The sequence below is a fragment of the Rhizobium sp. BK376 genome, from assembly GCF_004341625.1.
Lineage (GTDB): Bacteria > Pseudomonadota > Alphaproteobacteria > Rhizobiales > Rhizobiaceae > Rhizobium.
In genome coordinates, this window is record NZ_SLZG01000006.1 from 188824 (window position 1) to 210428 (window position 21605).

The 21605-nt window shown below is 58.8% G+C and carries 19 protein-coding genes; 11 read left to right on the plus strand and 8 right to left on the minus strand.

Annotation, left to right across the window (positions count from 1 at the left end; all coding sequences use genetic code 11):
- Nucleotides 1-114 precede the first annotated feature (114 nt).
- Together EV561_RS17260 and EV561_RS17265 are read left to right on the plus strand one after the other, a co-directional pair.
- Nucleotides 115-1059, plus strand: a complete 945-nt coding sequence (locus EV561_RS17260; RefSeq protein ID WP_207910551.1) for an aldo/keto reductase — start codon at nucleotides 115-117, stop codon at nucleotides 1057-1059.
- A gap of 67 nt (nucleotides 1060-1126) precedes the next feature.
- Nucleotides 1127-1753 (plus strand): TetR/AcrR family transcriptional regulator, encoded by a 627-nt coding sequence (locus tag EV561_RS17265; RefSeq protein WP_245512704.1) that lies wholly within the window; start codon nucleotides 1127-1129, stop codon nucleotides 1751-1753.
- A 64-nt stretch (nucleotides 1754-1817) separates the two neighbouring features.
- Here the strand turns inward: EV561_RS17265 and EV561_RS17270 are convergent, their stop codons facing one another.
- The 3 genes from EV561_RS17270 to EV561_RS17280 form a co-directional block, all read right to left on the minus strand.
- Complete coding sequence (locus EV561_RS17270; RefSeq protein WP_207910552.1) at nucleotides 1818-2318, minus strand: DUF3237 domain-containing protein; 501 nt, start codon at nucleotides 2316-2318, stop codon at nucleotides 1818-1820.
- Nucleotides 2319-2409: 91 nt separating this feature from the next.
- A complete protein-coding gene (locus EV561_RS17275; RefSeq protein WP_132523528.1) occupies nucleotides 2410-2808 on the minus strand; it encodes a nuclear transport factor 2 family protein in 399 nt (132 codons plus the stop codon).
- A 191-nt stretch (nucleotides 2809-2999) separates the two neighbouring features.
- Nucleotides 3000-3704, minus strand: coding sequence for an SDR family NAD(P)-dependent oxidoreductase (locus tag EV561_RS17280; RefSeq protein WP_245512705.1), 705 nt, complete (start codon nucleotides 3702-3704; stop codon nucleotides 3000-3002).
- Between the two features lie 315 nt (nucleotides 3705-4019).
- Here EV561_RS17280 and EV561_RS17285 point away from each other — a divergent pair, with 315 nt between their 5' ends.
- The 9 genes from EV561_RS17285 to EV561_RS17320 all read left to right on the plus strand — a co-directional run bounded on the left by EV561_RS17285 (nucleotide 4020) and on the right by EV561_RS17320 (nucleotide 12943).
- Entirely contained in the window at nucleotides 4020-4715 is a 696-nt protein-coding gene (locus EV561_RS17285) for a FadR/GntR family transcriptional regulator (RefSeq protein ID WP_132523529.1), read from the plus strand.
- On the plus strand, nucleotides 4712-5878 hold the full coding sequence (locus tag EV561_RS17290; protein ID WP_132523530.1) for a PLP-dependent transferase: 1167 nt from the start codon (nucleotides 4712-4714) through the stop codon (nucleotides 5876-5878). Before EV561_RS17285 ends, EV561_RS17290 begins: the two co-directional genes overlap by 4 nt.
- 48 nt (nucleotides 5879-5926) lie before the next feature.
- Entirely contained in the window at nucleotides 5927-7186 is a 1260-nt protein-coding gene (locus tag EV561_RS17295) for a sugar ABC transporter substrate-binding protein (protein ID WP_132523531.1), read from the plus strand.
- A gap of 212 nt (nucleotides 7187-7398) precedes the next feature.
- Nucleotides 7399-8334: a sugar ABC transporter permease gene (locus EV561_RS17300; RefSeq protein WP_132523532.1), complete on the plus strand. Its 936-nt coding sequence runs from the start codon at nucleotides 7399-7401 to the stop codon at nucleotides 8332-8334.
- Nucleotides 8335-8338: 4 nt separating this feature from the next.
- Nucleotides 8339-9169: a carbohydrate ABC transporter permease gene (locus EV561_RS17305; protein ID WP_132523533.1), complete on the plus strand. Its 831-nt coding sequence runs from the start codon at nucleotides 8339-8341 to the stop codon at nucleotides 9167-9169.
- Nucleotides 9170-9173: 4 nt separating this feature from the next.
- Complete coding sequence (gene ugpC, locus EV561_RS17310; protein WP_132523534.1) at nucleotides 9174-10232, plus strand: sn-glycerol-3-phosphate ABC transporter ATP-binding protein UgpC; 1059 nt, start codon at nucleotides 9174-9176, stop codon at nucleotides 10230-10232.
- A 232-nt stretch (nucleotides 10233-10464) separates the two neighbouring features.
- On the plus strand, nucleotides 10465-11715 hold the full coding sequence (locus EV561_RS17315; RefSeq protein WP_245512706.1) for an NAD(P)/FAD-dependent oxidoreductase: 1251 nt from the start codon (nucleotides 10465-10467) through the stop codon (nucleotides 11713-11715).
- Nucleotides 11716-11749: 34 nt separating this feature from the next.
- Nucleotides 11750-11890, plus strand: a complete 141-nt coding sequence (locus tag EV561_RS37220; protein ID WP_165927834.1) for a hypothetical protein — start codon at nucleotides 11750-11752, stop codon at nucleotides 11888-11890.
- A gap of 288 nt (nucleotides 11891-12178) precedes the next feature.
- Nucleotides 12179-12943: a cysteine rich repeat-containing protein gene (locus EV561_RS17320; RefSeq protein WP_245512707.1), complete on the plus strand. Its 765-nt coding sequence runs from the start codon at nucleotides 12179-12181 to the stop codon at nucleotides 12941-12943.
- Nucleotides 12944-12983: 40 nt separating this feature from the next.
- Here the strand turns inward: EV561_RS17320 and EV561_RS17325 are convergent, their stop codons facing one another.
- From EV561_RS17325 to EV561_RS17345, 5 genes are all read right to left on the minus strand, one after another.
- Nucleotides 12984-16148 (minus strand): multidrug efflux RND transporter permease subunit, encoded by a 3165-nt coding sequence (locus tag EV561_RS17325; protein WP_132523537.1) that lies wholly within the window; start codon nucleotides 16146-16148, stop codon nucleotides 12984-12986.
- A gap of 42 nt (nucleotides 16149-16190) precedes the next feature.
- Nucleotides 16191-17387, minus strand: coding sequence for an efflux RND transporter periplasmic adaptor subunit (locus tag EV561_RS17330; protein WP_132523538.1), 1197 nt, complete (start codon nucleotides 17385-17387; stop codon nucleotides 16191-16193).
- A 202-nt stretch (nucleotides 17388-17589) separates the two neighbouring features.
- Complete coding sequence (locus tag EV561_RS17335; protein WP_132523539.1) at nucleotides 17590-18720, minus strand: calcium:proton antiporter; 1131 nt, start codon at nucleotides 18718-18720, stop codon at nucleotides 17590-17592.
- Between the two features lie 373 nt (nucleotides 18721-19093).
- Nucleotides 19094-20215, minus strand: a complete 1122-nt coding sequence (locus EV561_RS17340) for an HPP family protein (protein WP_132523540.1) — start codon at nucleotides 20213-20215, stop codon at nucleotides 19094-19096.
- 235 nt (nucleotides 20216-20450) lie between these two features.
- Nucleotides 20451-21563, minus strand: a complete 1113-nt coding sequence (locus EV561_RS17345) for an NADH:flavin oxidoreductase/NADH oxidase (protein ID WP_132523541.1) — start codon at nucleotides 21561-21563, stop codon at nucleotides 20451-20453.
- Nucleotides 21564-21605 lie beyond the last annotated feature (42 nt).

The following is a 21605-nucleotide window of genomic DNA, read 5'->3' on the forward strand; positions in this document are numbered from 1 at the left end:
CCGATCAGCGCGCCTAGAACAGGAAGTGGCCTGGAAAATCAACGCTGGGCCAGTCCATTTGTCGACGGCATCAGGCTCGTTGTTTTCTCTTATCCTGACTAAAGGAGACTATCCGTGGAATCCCCTGACACGCTTCGTTTGAAGAAAATTCCGCTGGTGCACGGCACCGGCTCGATGCCGGCCGTCGGATTCGGCACGCTCATTCCGGACCCGGTGGCAACCAAGCAGGCCGTCAAGGCTGCGTTGGCCGCAGGATTCCGACACTTCGATTGCGCGGAACGATATCGCAATGAAGAGGTGATCGGCGACGCCTTCCGGGAGGCGTTCTCCGACGGGACGGTTCGTCGTGAGGACGTGTTCATAACAACCAAGCTTTGGAACACCAATCATCGTCCCGAGCGCGTCAAGGCTGCGTTCGAGGCAAGTCGCCGACGCCTGCAGGTGGATTTCATCGACGCCTATTTGATCCACACCCCATTCGCGTTTCAGCCTGGAGACAATCAGGATCCCCGGGATGTCGAAGGCAACGTAATTTATGACAATGGCGTCAGGTTGATCGATACCTGGCGAGCCCTCGAGCAGCTCGTCGACGAGGGTCGTTGCGGCGCCATCGGCCTCTCGGATGTCTCTTTGGATACGTTGAAAGAAATCGTCTCTGAAGCTCGCATAAAGCCAGCGGTGATTCAGGTGGAATCCCACCCGTATCTCCCCGAATGGGAGCTTCTTGAGTACTGTCACCAGCAAGGGATCGTTCTGCTTGCCTTTGCGGCCTTGGGGCACGCAATGGAGCCAAGGGTCCTGGAAGATCCGGTGATTACCTCCATAGCCGAAAGCGTTCACAAGACGCCGGCCCAGGTCGCGTTGGCATGGGCCGTACAGCGCGGCACCGCGTTCTTGACGACATCCGTTACGCCAAGCCGCATTCAAGAGAATTTTGATATTTCTGCATTGCCTGAGGAGGCGATGCGGCGGATTCGAAACGAGATCAGTACGAACGTGCGATTCAACGGCGTGGTGAGCACTGGCGTGCCCGGCTTCATTCCAAGAGTCGAAAAGTAGGCCAAAAGTCGAAAAGCAGGAAGGGCCGGTCTCCAACGCTTGATCGCGATTGATTGGAAGCATCGATTTGAGCTACGCCTTCTCAATGGTCAGCAAATCACAATCGGCGCCAGCGAAAAGGCGTACGTCCATTGGCGCACGCAGAAATCCTGAAGCGGAGACCGCAGTCCTAGCCGCTGCGAAGGAACTCATTTGGGAAAAGGGATATGTCGGCTTTTCAGTCGAGGAAGTCGCCCGCCGAGCCGGCTCAGGCAAGACCACCATTTACAGATGGTACCCCACCAAGGCGGATCTGTTTATCGCAATCTACACTGCTGAGCGGTCTGCCTTCGTCTCGGTTCCCGACACGGGCAATCTGGTCGACGATCTGACCGGCTATACGACGAGCCTGTGGCGCTTCTGGGCGTCACATCCCGCGGGAACTGCACTGCGCGGACTGATTGCGGAGGCCCAGGGCACGCCGGAAGCACTCCACGCCTTGAGAGAAAAATTCCTGCCCGACCGGACGGCTGACGTTCGCGAAATGCTTCTTGCGGCCGCCGGCCGCGGCGAATTCGGACAAGATCACATCGATGCGAAATTGGCGCTCTGGGTCGGATTTAGCTGGCTTCGCCTCCTTATTGGCGAATTGGATCGGGAAGACACGATCCCGCCGGCAATGAGGCAAATCGCAGCCAGCGGCCATCTTTGCTGACAAGCAGGAGAAGGCCCGGATTCCAGGCAGTTCTGCCTCGAGCAAAAGCAACGCAGGGGACGCCCTAGAGGAGTTCGAACACGTTGTACACCAGCCCATCTTCGAAACGGTGGCCGGCACCAATGGCCAGTATGCGGTTCAGCCAGCCGTATTTCTGGGAAGCGGTTTCAAACATTGGATTGATGCGGAAATAGTAGCTCGCAGGATCGACCGTAAGCCCCTGTTCGATCCGCGCCATGACCTCGGGCGGGCCATGGCGCAGGCCGTGATAGGTCATGCAGATCAGGGCGCCGTCGTCGGTTTCAAGTGTCAGACGAGCGTCCAATAAGGTGCAGCCGTCGGAACGGATAGTCTGCCAATCGTCGCTTCCATCCAGAACCTTTCCGGAGAGTCGATCACCCTCAAAACGGCCGCCATCGATGACACGCACTTGCCTGAACGTCGACGGGGTAGAGCCGATGATCCGGGAAGGTCTGGCATCCAATCTCATCGTGAACAGTGATCTGGTGCGAATCTCTCCAATCACTTCTTCTGCGGTGTCGAGTTCTTTTGTCAGAATTGGCATTGCGAGCGTTCCTGAGGTTAAGACCGTTCAGTCGAAAGCATTCCAATCTGGTTGATCCGGCGTCCCGGCGGTCATTCGCGGAGAACGGGCGTCAATTGTCCAAGTCCCCTTCGGTCACCAGTTCGACCAGTGCTGAACGAGAGGGCGACGGCGAGAATGGATCGGCAAAGTATTGCGTCTCCCGGACAACCAGCGCGTCGCGAAATTCCATTATGCTCACAGTGTGGCTCGGCTTCCCATCATAGGAAAGCAGAAATTCGGTCACCCAGAGATCTCTGCTTCCGGTAATGCGCCTGACCGCGAACCTCTTGCTGTTCGGCTGTGCATAACGGCTCGCCTGAATGTTGGCTCGCCCTGAAATTCGCTCTCCCGATTGAGGATAGTACAACATCGACTTGTGATCATAGATTTCGTGTTCGACTTCAAAGTCGCCCTCGTCCGACGCCTTCCAATGTCGCATCAAGAGCTGTCGATAAGCGGCTTCTTCCATATCGATCTCCCAAGGAAAGCAACTGCTTTGGCATTTAAGCCAAGCTGCCGGAGTCCTATGCTCGACGAAAGAACGTGCATTGTCCATCACACGTTCGTATCGGCTTCTCAGCTTCTGCCGGTTGAATGATCGCGAGCTTCTTCCCGCGCCGTGGCGGCCGCCGCCAGGCACCTAGCAACACTCAGATCCCGTTAAAAGCCGCCTGCCGCGATCGCCGAACCGGTAACCGCGCTCGAGTCCTTCGAAATCAGGAATGCTATGAGCTTTGCGATCGACGTTGGAGGCACCCAGTCATTCACGTCTGCATTCGGCATGGACTGTCTATTCTGGGGAGTGTCGATGGTTCCGGGAAGGATGCAGTTCGCAGTGATCCGATTGCTTCTGTTTTCGGCAGCAATAGCCTCGGTTAGCCGAATAACCGCTGCCTTCGACGCCGCGTAGGCGGCCTGATGGCGTCCTGCCTTCAGGCCCGGGGAAGCAGCCACATGCACGATCCGACCGTATTTGCGTGGCTGCATGACAGTCAGGACAGCGGCGCTTATCGCATATGCCGTGAAGGCATTCATCGACATCATGTGGTTCCATCGATCCATTCCAGATGGATCGACCGGCCCCATCGAGAACCCGCCAACCGTGTTGACCAACGCGTCTATGCGCCCAAATCGGGCGACCGCCTTTTCGACAGCACCCTGACACGAAACTACGTCCGTGAGATCAATCCGGTCGAGTCCCAAGACCTCAACGCTGGAAGGTACGCGCGCGACCACATTCGCAAGAGTTTCCGTATTTCGCTCAAGGCAAATGAGGTTCACACCCCCCTCGGAAGACAGATGCTCGACGATCGCAGTTCCAAGGTTACCACCAGCGCCAGTAATCATGACGACTTGCTGTTCCATTTCAGCGTCTCCCATTGAGCTTTCCGAGCTGCGGCGTTCCTATTCATGTGCCCACGGCGGACAGCAACCGAGCTTGCAGTTGCGGACTTTCGTACATCGTTCCGTTTGAAGATTGCCGCCTGCGTCATCGTACCCTGCTTTTGCACTCCGCGCACCGGCATACCCACACGCTCTGCTTCCGACATCACAACCCGCCCCGCCCGACGAAGCCCGTAGCGACGCAGGGCCACTCAAAAAAAGAAAGCGGACAGATAAGAAAATGGATTGACCTGATGGCAGATGTCAGACCAATTTAGGGGCAATAAGAGAGGGGCAATGCTTACACCACTTCCGTCGATTGATCGGACGCAGCAGGTTATCGATGCGCTGTCCAATTTCATCGAGACATCGAAGCTCCAGTCGGGCGACCGGCTGCCGACTGAACGCGAACTGATGGTGGCCCTCTCGGTAGGGCGCTCGACGATCCGCGAGGTCATCACGCATTTCCAGGCCCTCGGCGTCATGGAAACCCGCAAGGGAAGCGGCACTTATCTGTTGAAACCGGTTTCCAAGGCGACCATCCACATGCCGCTGTCGATGGACACACCGCATCTCCGTGATGCGCTTCTGCAGACGCTGGAAGTTCGTCGCGGCATCGAATGCGAGGCCGGAATGGTCGCCGCAAAGAAGCGTACGACCGCTGATATCGCCATCATCGAGGAAAAGCTCGACGAGATGGAGCGTGTCCATATTGCCAAGGGCGCCTCCGGCCCGGAAGACCTCGCCTTCCATCTCGCTGTCTACGACGCGACCCATAATCCGTTGTTCAAGCAGCTTCTCGAGCAGATGCGCGGCACCTTCGAGCGCTTCTGGACCCATCCCTTCGACCGGCAGGACTTCGCTCGCCGGTCCTTTCCGTTTCACCGTACGCTTTTCAACGCGATTGTCGCCCAGGACCCCGAAGCGGCTCGCGCTGAGACATTGAAAATTCTCGACGTTGTCGAGGAAGACATCAAGGAAATGTCCAAATGACTGATGGGCTTGAGCCATTCGATCTCGCTTCTCTGATTACAGCCCATGACGACGGCAACTACGCCGAAGCCGTAGTGCCGCCGATTTTTCAGACATCGCTTTTCACCTTTTCCGATTATGACGACATGATCGCTTCCTATCGCGGCGAGAAAGTGCGGCCGATCTATACGCGCGGCCTCAATCCGACCGTGCGCATGTTCGAAGAGATGCTGGCAAAGCTTGAAGGTGGCGAAGATGCGCTTGGCTTTGCGAGCGGCATGGCGGCGATTTCTTCCGCTGTGTTGAGTTTCGTCGAGCCCGGCGACCGCATCGTAGCGGTCAAGCATGTCTATCCGGACGCCTTCCGCCTGTTCGGCACGATCCTGAAGCGCATGAAGGTCGAGGTGACCTATGTCGACGGCCGCGACGAAGAGGCGGTCGCCAAGGCGCTCCCCGGCGCCAAGGTCTTCTATATGGAGAGCCCGACCAGTTGGGTGATGGAAGCTCATGACGTCGGCGCGCTTGCCGCAATTGCCAAGCAGCACGGCGCCGTTTCGATGATCGACAACAGCTGGGCGAGCCCCTATTTCCAGCGGCCTCTGACGCTTGGCGTCGATCTCGTCATCCATTCCGCGTCCAAATATCTCGGCGGCCACAGCGATGTCGTCGCCGGCGTGGTCGCAGGATCGAAGGAGATGATCGCGCGGGTAAAATCCGAGGCCTATCCCTATCTCGGCGGCAAGCTCTCGCCCTTCGACGCCTGGCTTCTGATCCGCGGCCTGCGCACCCTGCCACTGCGCATGAGGGCGCATGAGGCGGCTGCGATGACGATCGCCAAGCGGCTGCAGAACCTCGATATTGTCGAGCAGGTCTGCCATCCGGGCCTTGCCAACCGCCTGCCGGCAGGCCTCAACGGCACGTCGGGCCTGTTTTCCTTCATCCTCCGCGAAGGCATCGACATCCGAACCTTCGCAGACCACCTCAAGCTCTTCAAACTGGGAGTGAGCTGGGGTGGACATGAAAGCCTGATCGTACCGGGCGAGGTCGTCCTTCAGCAGAAGGCACAGCCGAATTCCGCGCATACCTTTGGCATCAATGCGCGGTCCGTGCGTCTCCATGTCGGTCTCGAAGGAACCGAGGCGCTGTGGAGAGATATCGAGGAGGCGATTGCCGCCGCCTCCTGAAAACCAGAACCTTCAACCCAAACAAACACCTAAGAGGGGGAACGAAGCATGAAAAGACTGATCACCGCCGCACTCTTCGCCACGATGATGGCAGGAACGGCCTTTGCCGACACGACGCTCAAGCTCGTCGAAGTCATCACCAGCCCCGAGCGCACCGAGACACTGAAGTCGATCGTCTCCAAGTTCGAAGCCGCCAATCCGGGCACCAAGGTCGACATCATCTCGCTGCCCTGGAACGAAGCCTTCCAGAAGTTCGCGACCATGGTTTCGGCCGGCGATACGCCAGACGTGATGGAAATGCCCGACACCTGGGTTTCGCTCTATGGCAACAACGGCATGCTCGAAAGCCTCGAACCCTATCTCGCCAAGTGGGATCACACCAAGGAACTGACACCGCGCGCCCTCGAACTCGGCCGTTATGTCAACAACACCGCCTATATGCTGCCTTACGGCTTCTATCTGCGCGCGATGTTCTACAATAAGAAGCTCCTGCAGCAGGCCGGTGTGTCCGAGCCGCCGAAGACGATGGATGACTTCGTCAAGGCCTCCGAAGCCGTCTCCAAGATTCCCGGTAAGTCCGGCTACTGCATGCGCGGCGGCCCTGGCGGTCTGAATGGCTGGATGATCTTCGCCGCCTCCATGGCCGGCGACAACAAATATTTCAAGGATGACGGCACCTCGACCATGAACAGCGAAGGCTGGGCAAAGGGCATCGAGTGGATGGTCGATCTCTACAAGAAGGGCCTTGCGCCCAAGGACAGCGTCAACTGGGGCTTCAATGAAGTCGTCGCCGGCTTCTATTCCGGCACCTGCGCCTTCCTCGACCAGGATCCGGACGCGCTGATCGCCGTTGCCGAGCGCATGAACAAGGACGATTTCGGCGTCGCTCCGCTGCCGAAGGGGCCTGACGGCAAGTCCTTCCCGACGATCGGCTACGGCGGCTGGTCGATGTTCTCGACAAGCCAGAACAAGGACCTGTCCTGGAAACTGATCGCGACGCTGGAAGGCCCGGAAGGCAATCTCGAATGGAACAAGAAGATCGGCGCGCTGCCGGCCTATACGTCCGCCGAGAAGGATCCCTTCTACGCCGGCGACCAGTTCAAGGGTTGGTTCGAAGAACTGGCCGACAAGAACACGGTCCCAACAGTCATGCCGACCTACCTCGAAGAATTCGCCTTCTTCAAGGATTCGCTGGCGATCAAGACCTCGCAGCAGGCCATGCTTGGCGATATCTCCGCCAAGGATCTGGCCGATCAGTGGGCTGACTATCTGACCAAGGCGCAGCAGAAGTTCATGGCCAAGAAGTAACCGGATAGCGGGGCCGCCGGGATTGCGGCCCCTCATCCGCCTGCCGGCACCTCTCCCCGCTCGGGAGAAGAGACCTGCTGCAGCGTCGCCGCTCCCCTTCTCCCCTCGGGGAGAAGGTGGCCCGAAGGGTCGATGACGGGGCCGTATGGCACTCCGTCAAGGCCTGCCGCCCAAACCCTCGGTTGGGAAACGATTATGGAAACTGCAAATCGATGACCACTCCTGCAGCAACGCTCGACATGCGTCCCGACCGCAGGTCGTGGCAGAAGCGTCTGGCCGACGCCTCAGAGCCCTATCTCTATAGCGCGCCGGCACTCATCCTCATCGCCGCGGTCATGCTGGTGCCGCTGGTGGTGGGTATTTCCTATGCCTTCCGCGACATACAGCTGCTCAACCCATTTTCCGGCGGCTTCGTGGGCCTGGAGCATTTCCGCGATCTTGCCAAGGATGCCGCCTTCTACGGCGCGTTGAAGAACACGCTGTGGTGGACGGTCGCATCCGTCCTGCTGCAATTCATCTTTGGTCTCATCCTCGCATTGTTGCTCGACAAGCCCTTCGTCGGCAGGGGCATCGTCCAGGCTCTCGTGTTCCTGCCCTGGGCGGTACCGTCGTTCCTCGCCGGTCTTACCTGGGCATGGCTCTTCAATCCGGTCATCGGGCCGATCCCGCATTGGCTCTTCGGTCTGGGACTTATGAGCGAGCCCGCCAATATCCTGTCGGATCCGCAATATGCAATGTGGGGGCCGATCGTCGCTAATGTCTGGTGGGGTATTCCCTTCTTCGCGATCACCCTGCTTGCCGCGCTGCAGGCGATCCCGCGCGATCTCTATGAGGCCGCCTCCATCGATGGTGCAGGCTGGTTCGATCGCTTCCGTTCGATCACGCTGCCGTTCCTCGCGCCGACCATTGCAATCACCGTTCTGCTGCGCACCGTCTGGATCGCCAATTTCGCCGACCTGATCGTCGTCATGACCGGCGGCGGTCCGGCCGACCGCACCCAGATCGTGTCGAGCTATATCTTCACCCAGGCCTTCAAGCGGCTGGATTTCGGCTATGCGTCGGCGATCGCGCTGGTGCTGCTGATCCTGCTGCTCGCCTATTCGATGTTGATCATCGTGCTTCGGCAAACCCTGCTGAGCAAGGATTGAGCCCATGAAACGATCCATTCTTCCAACCATTGCGCATCGGCTGGCGATCCTCTGCTACATCGTCTTCGCTCTCTTCCCACTCTTCTGGCTGCTGAAGGTTTCGGTCACACCAAACGACCTGCTCTATACGGAGGGCGTGCGGCTATGGCCCTCGCGCACGACCTGGGAGCACTATTCCTTCGTCCTGCAGCACAGCAGCTTTCCGACCTTTTTCGAAAACAGCCTGATCGTCTCGGCATCGACGGCGATTGCGGTCACGCTTTGCGCATCGCTGTCCGGCTATGCACTGTCGCGCTTCAATTTCCGTGGCAAATACTGGATCGTGGGCCTGATGCTGCTGACGCAGATGTTTCCGCTTGTCATGCTCGTCGCGCCGATCTTCAAGATCCTGACGCCGCTGCACCTGACGAACAGCCTGACCGGCCTCGTCATCGTCTATACGGCCTTCAACGTTCCCTTCGCGACCTTCCTGATGCAGTCCTTTTTCGATGGCATTCCGAAGGATCTTGAAGAGGCGGCGATGATCGACGGCGCTACCCAGTTCACGGCCTTCCGGCAGATCATCCTGCCCCTGACCTTGCCCGGCATTGCCGCAACACTCGGCTTTGTCTTCACGGCGGCGTGGAGCGAGTTGCTCTTCGCCCTGATGCTGATCAACGGCAATCAGGCGGCGACCTTTCCGGTCGGGCTTCTCACCTTCGTTTCGAAATTCTCCGTGGATTTCGGGCAGATGATGGCGGCTGGCGTCATGGCGCTTATTCCGGCCGGCCTCTTCTTCCTGCTCATCCAGCGTTATCTCGTCCAGGGCCTGACGGCCGGCGCGGTCAAGGGTTAGTCAAATGGCATCGATCGATATCCAGAACATCAAGAAAGCCTATGGCCACGTGCAGGTGCTGCACGATGTCGACCTCAGGATCAAGGACGGCGAATTCATCGTGCTCGTTGGCCCCTCGGGCTGCGGCAAGTCCACGCTTCTGCGTATGATCGCCGGCCTTGAGGATGTCACCGGCGGCGAGATCCGCATCGCCGGAAACCGTGTCAACGAGCTGCATCCGAAGGATCGCGACATTGCCATGGTGTTCCAGTCCTATGCGCTCTACCCGCATATGAATGTCGCCGGCAACATGAGCTACAGCCTCAAGCTTCGAAAGGCCGCGAAGGAAAAGATTGCGAGCGCTGTCGCGGGCGCCGCGTCGAAACTCGGCCTCGATCCGCTCTTAGAGCGTCGCCCCAAGGCGCTTTCCGGCGGCCAGCGCCAGCGCGTCGCTATGGGACGCGCCATCGTGCGCCAGCCAAAAGCCTTCCTCTTCGACGAACCCCTTTCCAACCTCGATGCTCGCCTTCGCGAACAGATGCGCGCCGAGATCAAGAAGCTGCATGGCGACCTGAAGGCGACCTCGATCTATGTGACCCACGACCAGATCGAGGCGATGACGCTGGCGGACCGGATTGTTGCTATGCATGGCGGGGTGGTTCAACAGGTCGGCAGCCCGCTCGAGCTTTACGACCGCCCCGCCAATCTCTTCGTTGCCGGCTTTATCGGTTCGCCGGGCATGAACTTTCTTGAAGCCACATACGATGCAGGCGTGATGAAGCTGAAGGACGGGACCGCGGTTCCGATCGCGTCGACGCCGAACCTGCCTGCTGGCGCGAAGGTTACCCTTGGCATCCGGCCTGAACATGTTCAGTTGACATCGGATGGCTCGGGTATCAGCGCCAATGTCGAGCTGATCGAGCCCACCGGCTTCGGCATCATCCTTCACCTTTCGCTGCACGGGCTGCCGTTCAAGATTTTCACGCTCAACCGCGAAGCGCTGAGCGCCGGGCCGAAGGTTACGGTGTCGTTCCCGGCGCAGTATGTGCATGTGTTCGACGGCGAAGGGAAGAGAGCAACCTGAGTCAACTCATGGGCAAAGGCTTCGCCTTGTGGCGAAGACTTTGGCATCAATGATCAGTACCGCAGTTGAGAATATCGTGACTGCGATGCGCGCATCGGCGGGTCCTCCGACCATGGATCAATGTCCCATTTTCCGGCAGAATGGATTCTGAAGCCCCGGTCCCTCCGCTCAGCCGAGCCGGAAATTTTCCCGAGAGCATTCGTGTATTCGCTGGCTCGAAGGAGTGAACTGCTTGCAAATAATCGTCATCGGCGCAGGGGGTGCGGGCATATCGGCCGCACGGCATCTCCTATCAAGACGTCCAGATCTCAAGGTGACAATCCTCGAAGCAGCCAATCGCCCCGGCGGGCGGGCCTGGAGCGTAAAGCCGCCTGCGCTCAACGGTCAGGCCGTTGACCTTGGATGTGGGTGGTTCCACGGTTCGCGGGACAACAGGTGGTTCGCCCTGGCGCGCGAGTTGGAATATGCGATCGATGAAACACCGGCTCCGTGGAGCGATCCGACGCGTCGTCTGGCCCTTGATGCGAATGCAGAGAAAAAGGCTCAGCAGGCTCTGGGCGATTTCTTCGACCGGCTGCACGATTATGACGCCAGCCAAGGAGATAGCAGCTGGGCAGAAGCTGTGTCCCCTGGCGAACAGTGGCGGTCCCGTTTCGAAATGTCCTCCAACATGATGAACGGCGCGAGCCTCAAGCAGTCCTCGATCGTGGACTACCAGCACTATGCCCCCGGACGCGGCCCGGATCTGCGGACGTCGAACGGATATGGCTCGCTGATATCGGCTGCGGCTGCGCCCTTGTCGATTGAATATGGCACCGTCGTTCAGACGATCGACCACCGGGATCGCAACGAGATCCGGATCGTAACAAATCGAGGAATGATGACAGCCGCCGCGGTGATCGTAACGGTGTCGACGACCATACTTGCGACTGAGGGAATAAAATTCGTTCCAGCGCTTCCCGAGAAAACGGAAGCGGCAGCCAGCCTCCCGCTCGGAAAGGTCAACAAGCTCTTCCTCGCAGTCGACAATCCAGAGGACCTCCCGGTCGACGGGCTCTATCTCGGAACCCATGGCGAAGGTGGAAGCGTCACCTATCAACTCCGACCGTTCGGCTCCTCCGCCATCGAAGTCTATTTCGGTGGGCAGCTTGCAGAAGACATGGAGAAGGCGGGACCGGAAGGTGCCCAAAACTTCGCCTCGACCGATCTCGCCAAGCTATTCGGAAGCAGCTTTCCAAAGAGACTTTCGTTCGCTGCCATGTCCGGTTGGTGCAATGATGTCAATATTGGCGGGGGCTATTCCTATGCAAAGCCGGGCGAGGCGAACCAGCGACAGGTCCTGGCCGAATCCGTCGACGATCGCCTTTTCTTTGCCGGCGAAGCATGTTCACCGCGAAAATTCTCGACCGCGCATGGTGCATTTGAGACTGGCGTTGTGGCCGCAGAAGCCATAGTAAAGAAATGCCAGAGCTCTCCTGCGTAGGCGAATTCCATCAAACTTCTGGAAAGATACGACAGTGGATTCGAAATTCGGCGACAGGATCATGATCGCGGTGCTCGCCATCGGCTTTTTCATATGCACAGCCTATGAACTGACCAGCGATCACAGGAACAAAAACAATCCGCCTGAAGTCGCTCACAGCCAGACACAGCCATAGTGGGGCAACGTCCCGGAGCGTTATGTCCGTCATCTTGACCTGGAAGTAAGCTTCAACCGCTCCCAAGCTGACTAAATACAGCCGAGGCAACTATCAATCTTTCCTATAATACTTTCTAATCATCTTAAAATTATATAGATTAGCGCAGCGGCGGCCGGGATGTTCTCGGATTCCCCCGGGTTCCTTCCATTTCATATGCCAGATGCCCGCCAACTCGGCCGGCCTGATCTTTGCGATAGACTCGATAGATCCTTTGGGAGAGGGAAAATGTGGAAATTGACGTCTTCAATGACAGCTATCGTACACCGTGAACGAAGGGTTTCGTCGGGCAGCGTGCTGTTGCATGCGTTTTTCATAACGTCTGTCCTTGCCGGCGCGGCCATTGCCCAGCAGCCGACCGAGGAGCAGCGCAGTGCGATCCGTTCGGCCTGCCGCTCGGACTTCATTGCGCAATGTTCCAGCGTGAAGCCCGGTGGCATCGAGGCACTGAATTGCCTGAAAGAGCACGACGCATCGCTGTCGCCGGCCTGCAAGCAAGCCATCTCGGCCATAGGCGCCAAGAAGTCCAGCTCTGCGGCACCGACGACGACACAGCCAGCGACAGCCGCAACATCTGCTCCGGCTGCAGGAGCCATGTCTGCGCAGGCCCCGACGCAGGCGCAAAAGAGCGCCATCAAGTCGAATTGCCGGAACGATTTTATGGCGCAATGTTCGGGCGTAACGCCTGGCGGACAGGAAGCCCTATCCTGTCTGCAGGCGCACAGCACTTCACTGTCGCCGGCATGCAAGCAGTCGGTCGCCGCATTGGGTGGAGCGGGAACTGCGGCAGGTGGCGGCGCAGTGGCGACCGCACCGGCGCAAGCCGCCCCTCCTGCGATGCATAATTTCTCTCCACGGGAAGAGCTGATCGTCATGCGCCGGTCCTGTGGCCCAGATTTCAGGGCACTGTGCCGTGCGGTTCCGCTGGGTGGCGGCCGCGGCATCGCGTGCCTGAAGGAAAACTTTGCGCGCGTCTCGCCGGGATGCCAGAAAATTCTGACCTCGGGCCTATAGACCGCCTCAGCATCCTACCGAAATGATGATGGCAAACCGCCTAATTGACATTGGCGGCCTGCTCGACCTTTACGGTCCCGGACCGCCGCCTCCGGTATTCCTCAAGGCGTTGCAGCACCACATAGAACGAGGGGACGAACAGGACCGCAAGGCAGGTCGAGGCGATCATGCCGCTGAAGACCGAAATGCCGATGGATTTGCGGGCCGAGGCGCCAGCGCCGCTAGCGAGCACGAGCGGCAGCACGCCAAGAATGAAGGCAAAGGAAGTCATCAGGATCGGCCGGAAACGCAGGCGGGCCGCCTCGACCGCGGCATCCAGGATTTCCATCCCCTCCTCCCGTTTTTCGCGCGCATATTCCACGATCAGAATGGCGTTCTTCGACGCGAGCGCAATCAGGAGAATGAGGCCGATCTGGGTATAGAGATTGTTGGCGACACCCAGCGAGGTCAATGCGCCCACCGTTCCCAGAAGGGCAAGCGGCACGGCAAGCAGGACTGCCAGGGGCAGGATCCAGCTCTCATATTGACCCGCGAGCACGAAATAGACCAGCAGCATTGCAAGGGCGAAGATAAAATAGATCTGCCCGCCGACGATCTTTTCCTGATAGGACAGCGCCGTCCATTCATAGCCCGTGCCCGGCGGAAGCGTTCGGTCGGCGATCTGCTCCATGATATCGAGCGCCTGGCCGGAGCTGAAGCCTTGAGCCGCGCCGCCGACAATGGTGGCTGTTGGATAGAGATTGTAGAGGCTGATCAGGGACGGACCTTGCTCGATCGAGACATCGAGAACGGTTCCAAGCGGCACCATCGTGCCGTCGCCGGCCTTGACCTTGTAGTTGCGGATATCATCCGGCCTGACGCGAAAATCGGATGCCGCCTGAATGTAGACCTGGAAGGTGCGCCCGAACTTGTTGAATTGGGTTACATAACTGGAGCCGACATAGCTCGACAAAGCCGAGAAAACCTGGCCGACCGTGATGCCGAGCTTTTCCGCCTTGATACGATCGACGGCTACGGAGAGTTGCGGCACGGTCGCGCGGAAGGATGTGCTCAGCCGCTGCAGCGATGATTGGGCATTGCCGCTCTTGACGATCGTATCTGCCAGGGATTGCAGCAGCGGATAATCGAAATCGCCATTCTTGATCAGGACTTGCATCGTGAAGCCATTGGCGTTGCCGATGCCCTGGATCGGTGGAGGCACGACCACAAGGGTCTTGGCGCTCAAGACAACCTGCAGCGATTGATTGAGGTGTTCATATATCGACAACAGGTCCTGCCCTTTCACCTTGCCGCGCTCGCCCCAGTCTTTGAGAACCACGTAGGCAACGCCGGCATTCTGAAGGCTGGCGTTGTTGTCGAGGATGGAGATGCCGCTGATCGTCAGCACTTGGTCGACCCCCGGCGTCGCCTGCGCGATCTTGCCGACCTGCGACATGACGGCGTCGGTCCGCTCCTTCGAGGCGCCATCCGGCAATTGGGCGGCAATCAGGACATAGCCCTGATCCTCGACCGGCAGGAAGGCAGTCGGCAGGCGCGTAAGCCCCCAAACGGCAACGCCAATCAGGGCCAGCCCAACCAGGACGATGATGGCGCTGTGATGAACCATTCCGCTGATCAGCCCGGTATAGTGCCGTTCCGCCCAGGCATAGCCCCTGTTGAAACCACGATAGAAGACGTTGCGCCTCTCCGGCGGCACCGGCGGCCTTAGCCAGAGGGCGCATTGGGTGGGTTTCAGCGTCATCGCGTTGATCGCGCTGATCAGAGCAGTCGCCGCAATCACCAGGGCGAACTGCTTATAGAGCTGACCGGTCAAGCCAGGCAGAAACGCGGCTGGAAGGAACACCGCCATCAGGACGAGCGTAATGCCGATGACAGGCCCGAAAAGCTCGTCCATCGCCTTCTCGGCCGCCTCCCTGCCGGACATGCCTTCCTCGATGTGGCGAGCGACCCCTTCGACAATCACGATCGCGTCGTCGACGACGATGCCGATGGCAAGAACGATGGCAAAGAGCGTGGAGAGGTTGACCGTGAACCCCAGCGCCGCCATGGCTGCGAAAGCGCCGATGATCGTGACGGGCACCGTTGTGGCGGGGACGAGCATTGCGCGCCAATCCTGAAGGAAGATCAGGATGACGATGAGAACAAGAACGCCGGCTTCGATCAACGTCATATAGACCTCGTTGATCGAGGCTTTGACGAATTTTGTCGTATCGAAGGGGATTTCGTAGGTAAGTCCCTGCGGAAAGCCCTTGGCGAGTTCCGCCATTTTTGTTCTGACTTCCTGGGCTACCGTGATTGCATTTGCTTCCGGCAACTGTGAAACGCCAATGCCCGTCGCCGGATTGCCATTCTGCATGAAGGACTGGCTGTAGGTCTGGGCCCCCAGCTCGACACGGCCGATGTCGCGCACCCGGGTTACGCGGCCGCCCTGCTGCGGGTCGACCTTGAGGATGATGTTCTCATAATCCGGAGCGTCGTTCAGTCGCCCGTTGATGTTCAGCGTATACTGAAAATCCTGCCCCTTCGGCACCGGCGGAGTGCCGACCTGACCGGCGGCGACTTCCTGGCTCTGCTGCTGGACGACATTGATGACATCCTGTGGGGTCAGGCCTCGCGCCTGCAGCAGGTTCGGATCCATCCAGATCCGCATCGCATATTGACCGGCACCGAAGACGGTCACATTGCCGACGCCTGGAAGGCGCGCCAGCTCGTTCTGCAGATTGATGACCGCATAATTGGAGAGAAACAGGCTGTCGTAGCGGGCGTCAGGCGAGGTCAGGGTGACGAAACCGAGGATCGCGGTCGACTTCTTCTGGGTCGTGACGCCCTGAACCTGCACCGCATCCGGCAGCGACGACATCGCAATCGCCACCCGGTTCTGGACCAGAACCTGAGCCTGATCCGGATCCGTGCCGATCGCGAAAGTGACGATCAGGGAATATGTACCGTCGCTGGCGCTTGTCGACTGCATGTAGAGCATGTTCTGCACGCCATTGACCTGCTGCTCGATTGGCAGCGCGACGGTATTGATGAGCGTCTTGGCGCTGGCGCCCGGAAAACGCGTCGTGACCTGCACCGTGGGCGGAACAACATTCGGATATTGCGCGACGGGCAGCTGGAAGAGCGCAACCGCACCGATGAGCACGAAGACCAACGCCAGAACGTTGGCGAGCACCGGCCGTTCGATGAAGAAGCGCGAAATCATACTGTTGCCTCCGGTGTTCGGATGAAGACGGTAGCGAAATCACTATTGGGAGGCGGTCGTGGCGGTAGTGCCCGATGCGTCTGCGGTGACAGAATTCATGTCTGACTTTTCAGGCGCGACCTTGCTGCCGGGGATCGCCTGCTGAATGCCATGTGTCACGACCCACTCGTCGGCATCGAGACCGGATATAATCACCCGCAGAGCACCTTCCTTCTGCCCGGTCTTCACCTGTCTCTGCTCGACCACGTCGTCCTTGCCGAGCACCAGCAGGTAATTGCCCTGCTGGTTGGTGCCGAGTGCGTCGTCCCGCACCAGAAGCGCCTTGTCATCGTGGCCAACCGGCACGCGCACCCTGACGAACATCCCCGGAAGCATGGCACGGTTCTTGTTGTCGAAGAGTGCCCGGACCTGGAGCGTGCCGGTAGATGAATCGATCTGCGGCGAGACATAATCGAGATGCCCCTTGTGCGGATAGCCGTCCTCGTTTTGCAGCCCGATTTCTGCTGGTATCTTTGGAAGATCTAGCTGCGAGAGCGTGGAATGTTGCTTGGCGAGACTGGCTTTGATCGCAAGCACCTGCGTTTCGCTGACGCTGAAATAGGCATAGAGCGGATCCATCTGAACGATGGTCGCAAGCTGCGTCGGGCCGGAGACACCGACCAGCGCGCCGACATCGACAAGATGATTGGTCATCGTCCCGTCGAAAGGCGCCACGACCTGTGTGTACCCCAAATTGATCTCTGCCAATTCGACACTCGCCTGGGCGTTGGCGATGGTGGCATTTGCCTGATCGAGCGTCGCCTTGGCGCTATCAACCGCTGTCTGGGTCGTCACGTTCTGCCTCAGCAGGTTGACCTGCCGGTCATATTCCTGCTTGGCGCCGACCTGAGATGCCTGAGAGGAAGCAAGGGTCGCCTTCGCCTGGTCCAGCTGTGCCTGATATGTATTTCTCTGGATTCCGAAAAGCTGCGTGCCCTTCGTAACCGCTGTACCATCCTGATAGTCGATGGATTCGATAAAGCCCTGGACCCGCGCCTCGATATCGACAGAGTTGATGGCAGCGGTGTTGCCGGTCAGTTCGAAATATTGCGTCACGGGCTGTTGCAGCGGCTGCGCCACCATCACTTTGGGCGGCGGCGGCGGCGCATATGTGTTGCCGCTCCCCTCGCAGGCGACGAGAAATGCGACGCTGAACAGCGCGAGAAAAACCTGCGGGCATTGACGACACGTTCCACGCATTCTGCAGCCCCCTCGACATGCCTACGTGATCCAGTCCCATGCGCACCTTGCCTCGCCATACAGCTTTAAGATCAAGGTAGCGGCAATATGAAGCGCCATTGCCGAAAATTGCAATAACCCACCGAATGCAATTCGTATGAACAATCGACCTTTTTCGCCGGCAGATTCCATCAATCGTTCGACGAACAGGATGGTCGGCGTCTCAACTCTGAAAGATAAGCAGCAGATAAGAGACGAAAAGCACGAGATGGATCGCGCCCTGCATGAGGTGAGTGCGGCCGCTGGCAAAGGTGATGATGCTGACTGCAAGAGTGAGCAAAAGCATCACCAGATCGCTGTGTTCCAGCCCCAATGTCACGGGATGCCCATAGAGATGGCTGATGGCGAGCATGGCAGGCACGGTCAGTCCAATGGTCGAAAGCACGGAGCCTAGAAAGATATTGATCGAGCGCTGCAGATGATTGGCAATGGAGGCCCGCACTGCGCTGATCGCCTCCGGCGTCGCCACCAGCACGGCCATGACGACACCCCCGAATGCGGCGGGAGCGTGCAGGGTTTCGATGACATAGTCGATCGGCAGTGCCAATTGCTCGACCAAATAGACGACAGGCAACATATAGGCGAATAGCAGCACCGCGTGCAGCCATATCGGCTCGGGCGCCGGCATGCGTTCCGGCGCGTTATGATATTCTTCCGCTTCCGTGAAATAGTCGTGTTGACGACCTGTCTGAAGCACCAGGAACGTGCAGTAAAGGCCAACGGAAATAACACCCAGCACGAATTGCCTTGGAGCGGAGGGATGCTGCCCGCCTTCGGCATAGAGAAAGCTGGGCAGAACCAGAGTTAGGGTCGCGAGCGGCACGATAACGCCAAGATAAGCGTTGGCGCCTTGGAGATTATGGTGCTGCTCAGGCCGCCGCCAAGCGCCAAGCAGCAGGGATAGGCCAACCATGCCGTTGAGAATGATCATGACGACGGCGAAAAGCGTGTCCCGTGCTAGCGTCGGATTGTTGTCGCCGTGGAGCATCACCGCGGAAATGGCCATAACCTCGATCGAGGTGACAGCGAGCGTCAGGATCAAGGTGCCATAGGGCTCACCCAGCCGCTCGGCAAGATGATCCGCATGTCGCACGACGGAAAGTGCGGAACCAAGCACGGCGCTGAAAAGCCAAAGAAAGATAAACGCAAACCAGACCGGTTGGGACAAATGCTGAAACAGCCGCCCTTCAAAGGCAAAAAAGGCCAGGCTGGTGAGGACGCTGACGCCCAGGAACCATTCCTCGCGTACAAGACGACCGATATTACCAGGGTGTATGACAGCAGTATCAGCCATCGAACCAACATCCGCCCGCAACTGCCAAAAAAGCGATGATCACCGCACGTCCCCCATCAGATGGCTTGATCTGATCTGCCTGACGCGCATGTTGCCGGAAATCAACCTGAAATGTCTAGCCTGCTCTCATCAGGTCGCCTTTTTCCGCCTCAGAAATCGGGAACATCTGGATTGCGCGCCATCAACCACATGGCGATCGCTATTCTCTCATATTTCGCCTATCCAGCGCATTCCATTCGACATCTCTTATGAACGGATGTATGCTTTTTCCAGTTCATTTCGACTTGCTGACCACGGATGAACTGGCAGCAGGGCTCAAATGAAAGAAGAAGGTCGGGCTTGCCCGGCCTTTTTCAGTTTTGGCTTCCGGGCCTTATGCCACCGCTTCCGAAATTTTTGCTTTCGGCAGGGAGCGCGCAACAGCAGTCAGAATATCCGTCTGGGAAATGAGGCCGATCACGTGGCGCTCCGCATCGACGATGATGACTGCATGCGTTCGGCCGTCCGTCAGCACCGGTAGCAATCCGAGAGCCGGGTCGTTCGCGGAGGCACTGGCGGCCGGCGAAAGATGATCACTGACACGGCCGTGACCATCGGAAAGTTCTCTAAGGCCGACGGTTCCGAGTAGCCGGCCGGTGCTATCCTTGACCGGAAGCGTTCGAATATTGTGCTTCAACAGAAGCGAGCGCGCTTCATCGCTTGGCGTCTCCTGCCCGACCGATACGATATCGCGGGACATGATATCGCTGCAAAGAATATCCCCATGAGACCGGATTGCGGCCTGTAGCTCGACCTGATGCAGCACGCGGGAGAGATCGCCGCGGTCTATGTCGAACGTCTCGTCGAGCGCGGCGAGCGCCATATCAATATCTTCTTCCCGAAAACCCACCCTCTCGGCTGATGGGGGATCCTGAGTCCGATGCGTATTGACGGCTGCAGCCAGCGCGACATGCGGATATTGCCGCCTTGCGAGTTTGTGGAACAGCAGGCCGAGGGCAACCAGAATGCAGGAGTTGAGCCCCACCGGCACCAGAGGGAAAAGTATCCCCCAACTCGCTACCGCCGGCCCTCCAAGCACTGCCGTCAGGGCAGCCGCGCCGCCTGGAGGGTGCAGGGAACGTGTAAACGTCATAGCGCCGATTGCCAATGATACGCCAACGCCAATCGCCAGGATTGGTTCATGGATGAAATACGCTGCAATGACACCCATCAGCGCAGATATCGTGTTGCCGCCGATGATGGACCATGGTTGCGCCAGCGGACTAGCCGGCACTGCGAACAGCAACACCGCGGAAGCGCCAATAGGCGCCACGATCAGCGGGAGAGCCGGCCCCTGACCGAAAAGATAGCCACAGATCGTGCCCGTCAGGGCAATGCCGATGAGCGCGCCGAGACACGCAAGCAGGCGTTCGCGCAATGTTGCGCCGGCAAGCATCGGGTGAAACAGCCGAAGATGACGGCTCGGGGCGGAAGAGGGTTCTGTGGATTTCGACATCGGGACCAAAAGCGCGGCAACAGGCCGTATTGACGATTGAAGGCTTCAGTCGAAGCCGCCTCTCCAGAGTTAAAGGCGACAGCAGGAATCCCCGGTCTTCAGTGAAGACCGATCGCTGGCTGAAGCAGATGACAGGGCACGAGATATGCGACGCTCCAACCGATATGGCAAGAACGTCGCTACCCACTTATGGCCAATTCGGCGAAATCCGTTTCAATCTTCTCCTGATGTCAGGTCACCGAGGCTCGGTGATGAAGAGATCCTTGTATTGCCGCGGCTGGGAACGAAGATATTGATTGGGCGCATGAACCTGTCCGCCCAGTTCGGCAGCGGCGTGCCACGGCCAATGCGGATCGTAGAGGATCCCTCGGGCCAGCGCGATCAGATCTGCATCCCCGGTCGAGATGATTGCTTCTGCCTGCTCGAACTCGGTGATGAGCCCGACGGCAACGATCGGGATGCTGACGGCGGCCTTGACCGCACGAGCGAGCGGCACCTGATAGCTTGGCCCGATCGGGATCTGTTGAGCAGGATGCAGCCCTCCGCTCGAAACGTGGATCGCGTCGCAGCCATGGGCTTCCAGCCGGGTAGCAAACTCGATCGTCTGCTCCGCATCCCAACCGCCTTCGACCCAATCGGTGGCCGAGACGCGCATGGTCACCGCCTTATCAGCAGGGAAAGCGGCGCGAACCGCGTCAAACACTTCCAGCGGAAAACGCATGCGGTTCTCGAGGCTGCCGCCATATTCATCGTCGCGGCGGTTCGACAGCGGCGAAAGAAACTGGTGAAGGAGATAGCCATGTGCAGCGTGAAGCTGGATGAAGCCCAGCCCAAGCCGCGCGGCGCGGACTGCAGACGCTGCGAAAGCATCCCGAACGCGCCGGAGGCCATCCAGGTTCAAATCCATCGGTGCAAAATAGCCATCCGCAAAGGGAATTCCTGATGGCGCCTCGGTCTCCCAACCATGCGGATCTTCGGGAGAATACTGCCCGCTGCCCGTCCAGGGCACCAGCGTTGAGGCCTTGCGGCCGGCGTGGCTGAGCTGAATTCCGATCGGCATATCCGACCACCGCCGAATGCTCTCAAGAACCCGACCCATCGCAGCTTCGGTCTCGTCGTTCCACAGCCCGACATCCGCATAGGTGATGCGGCCTTCCGGAAGGACGGCGGTTGCTTCGATCGTCAGCAGCGCAGCGCCCGAGAGCGCGAGCTGGCCGAGATGGATCAGATGCCAGTCCGTCATGCATCCGTTTTCGGCCGAATATTGACACATGGGCGCAATCACGATGCGGTTCGGCAGGGTGAGATTGCGAACGTTAAATGGTTTGAACAAAGCGGGCTGTGCCATGGCGAACTATCCTTATGCAGTGCAGCGAAAAGAAGCGATCCG

Excerpts from the sequence above, each read along its gene's own strand:
- EV561_RS17270 (WP_207910552.1), bottom strand. The coding sequence starts at position 2,318 with ATGCCAATTCTGACAAAAGAACTCGACACCGCAGAAGAAGTGATTGGA.
- EV561_RS17275 (WP_132523528.1), bottom strand. The coding sequence starts at position 2,808 with ATGGAAGAAGCCGCTTATCGACAGCTCTTGATGCGACATTGGAAGGCG.
- EV561_RS17280 (WP_245512705.1), bottom strand. The coding sequence starts at position 3,704 with ATGGAACAGCAAGTCGTCATGATTACTGGCGCTGGTGGTAACCTTGGA.
- EV561_RS17285 (WP_132523529.1), top strand. The coding sequence starts at position 4,020 with ATGCTTACACCACTTCCGTCGATTGATCGGACGCAGCAGGTTATCGAT.
- EV561_RS17290 (WP_132523530.1), top strand. The coding sequence starts at position 4,712 with ATGACTGATGGGCTTGAGCCATTCGATCTCGCTTCTCTGATTACAGCC.
- EV561_RS17295 (WP_132523531.1), top strand. The coding sequence starts at position 5,927 with ATGAAAAGACTGATCACCGCCGCACTCTTCGCCACGATGATGGCAGGA.
- EV561_RS17300 (WP_132523532.1), top strand. The coding sequence starts at position 7,399 with ATGACCACTCCTGCAGCAACGCTCGACATGCGTCCCGACCGCAGGTCG.
- EV561_RS17305 (WP_132523533.1), top strand. The coding sequence starts at position 8,339 with ATGAAACGATCCATTCTTCCAACCATTGCGCATCGGCTGGCGATCCTC.
- ugpC (WP_132523534.1), top strand. The coding sequence starts at position 9,174 with ATGGCATCGATCGATATCCAGAACATCAAGAAAGCCTATGGCCACGTG.
- EV561_RS17320 (WP_245512707.1), top strand. The coding sequence starts at position 12,179 with ATGACAGCTATCGTACACCGTGAACGAAGGGTTTCGTCGGGCAGCGTG.
- EV561_RS17325 (WP_132523537.1), bottom strand. The coding sequence starts at position 16,148 with ATGATTTCGCGCTTCTTCATCGAACGGCCGGTGCTCGCCAACGTTCTG.
- EV561_RS17330 (WP_132523538.1), bottom strand. The coding sequence starts at position 17,387 with ATGCGTGGAACGTGTCGTCAATGCCCGCAGGTTTTTCTCGCGCTGTTC.
- EV561_RS17335 (WP_132523539.1), bottom strand. The coding sequence starts at position 18,720 with ATGGCTGATACTGCTGTCATACACCCTGGTAATATCGGTCGTCTTGTA.
- EV561_RS17340 (WP_132523540.1), bottom strand. The coding sequence starts at position 20,215 with ATGTCGAAATCCACAGAACCCTCTTCCGCCCCGAGCCGTCATCTTCGG.
- EV561_RS17345 (WP_132523541.1), bottom strand. The coding sequence starts at position 21,563 with ATGGCACAGCCCGCTTTGTTCAAACCATTTAACGTTCGCAATCTCACC.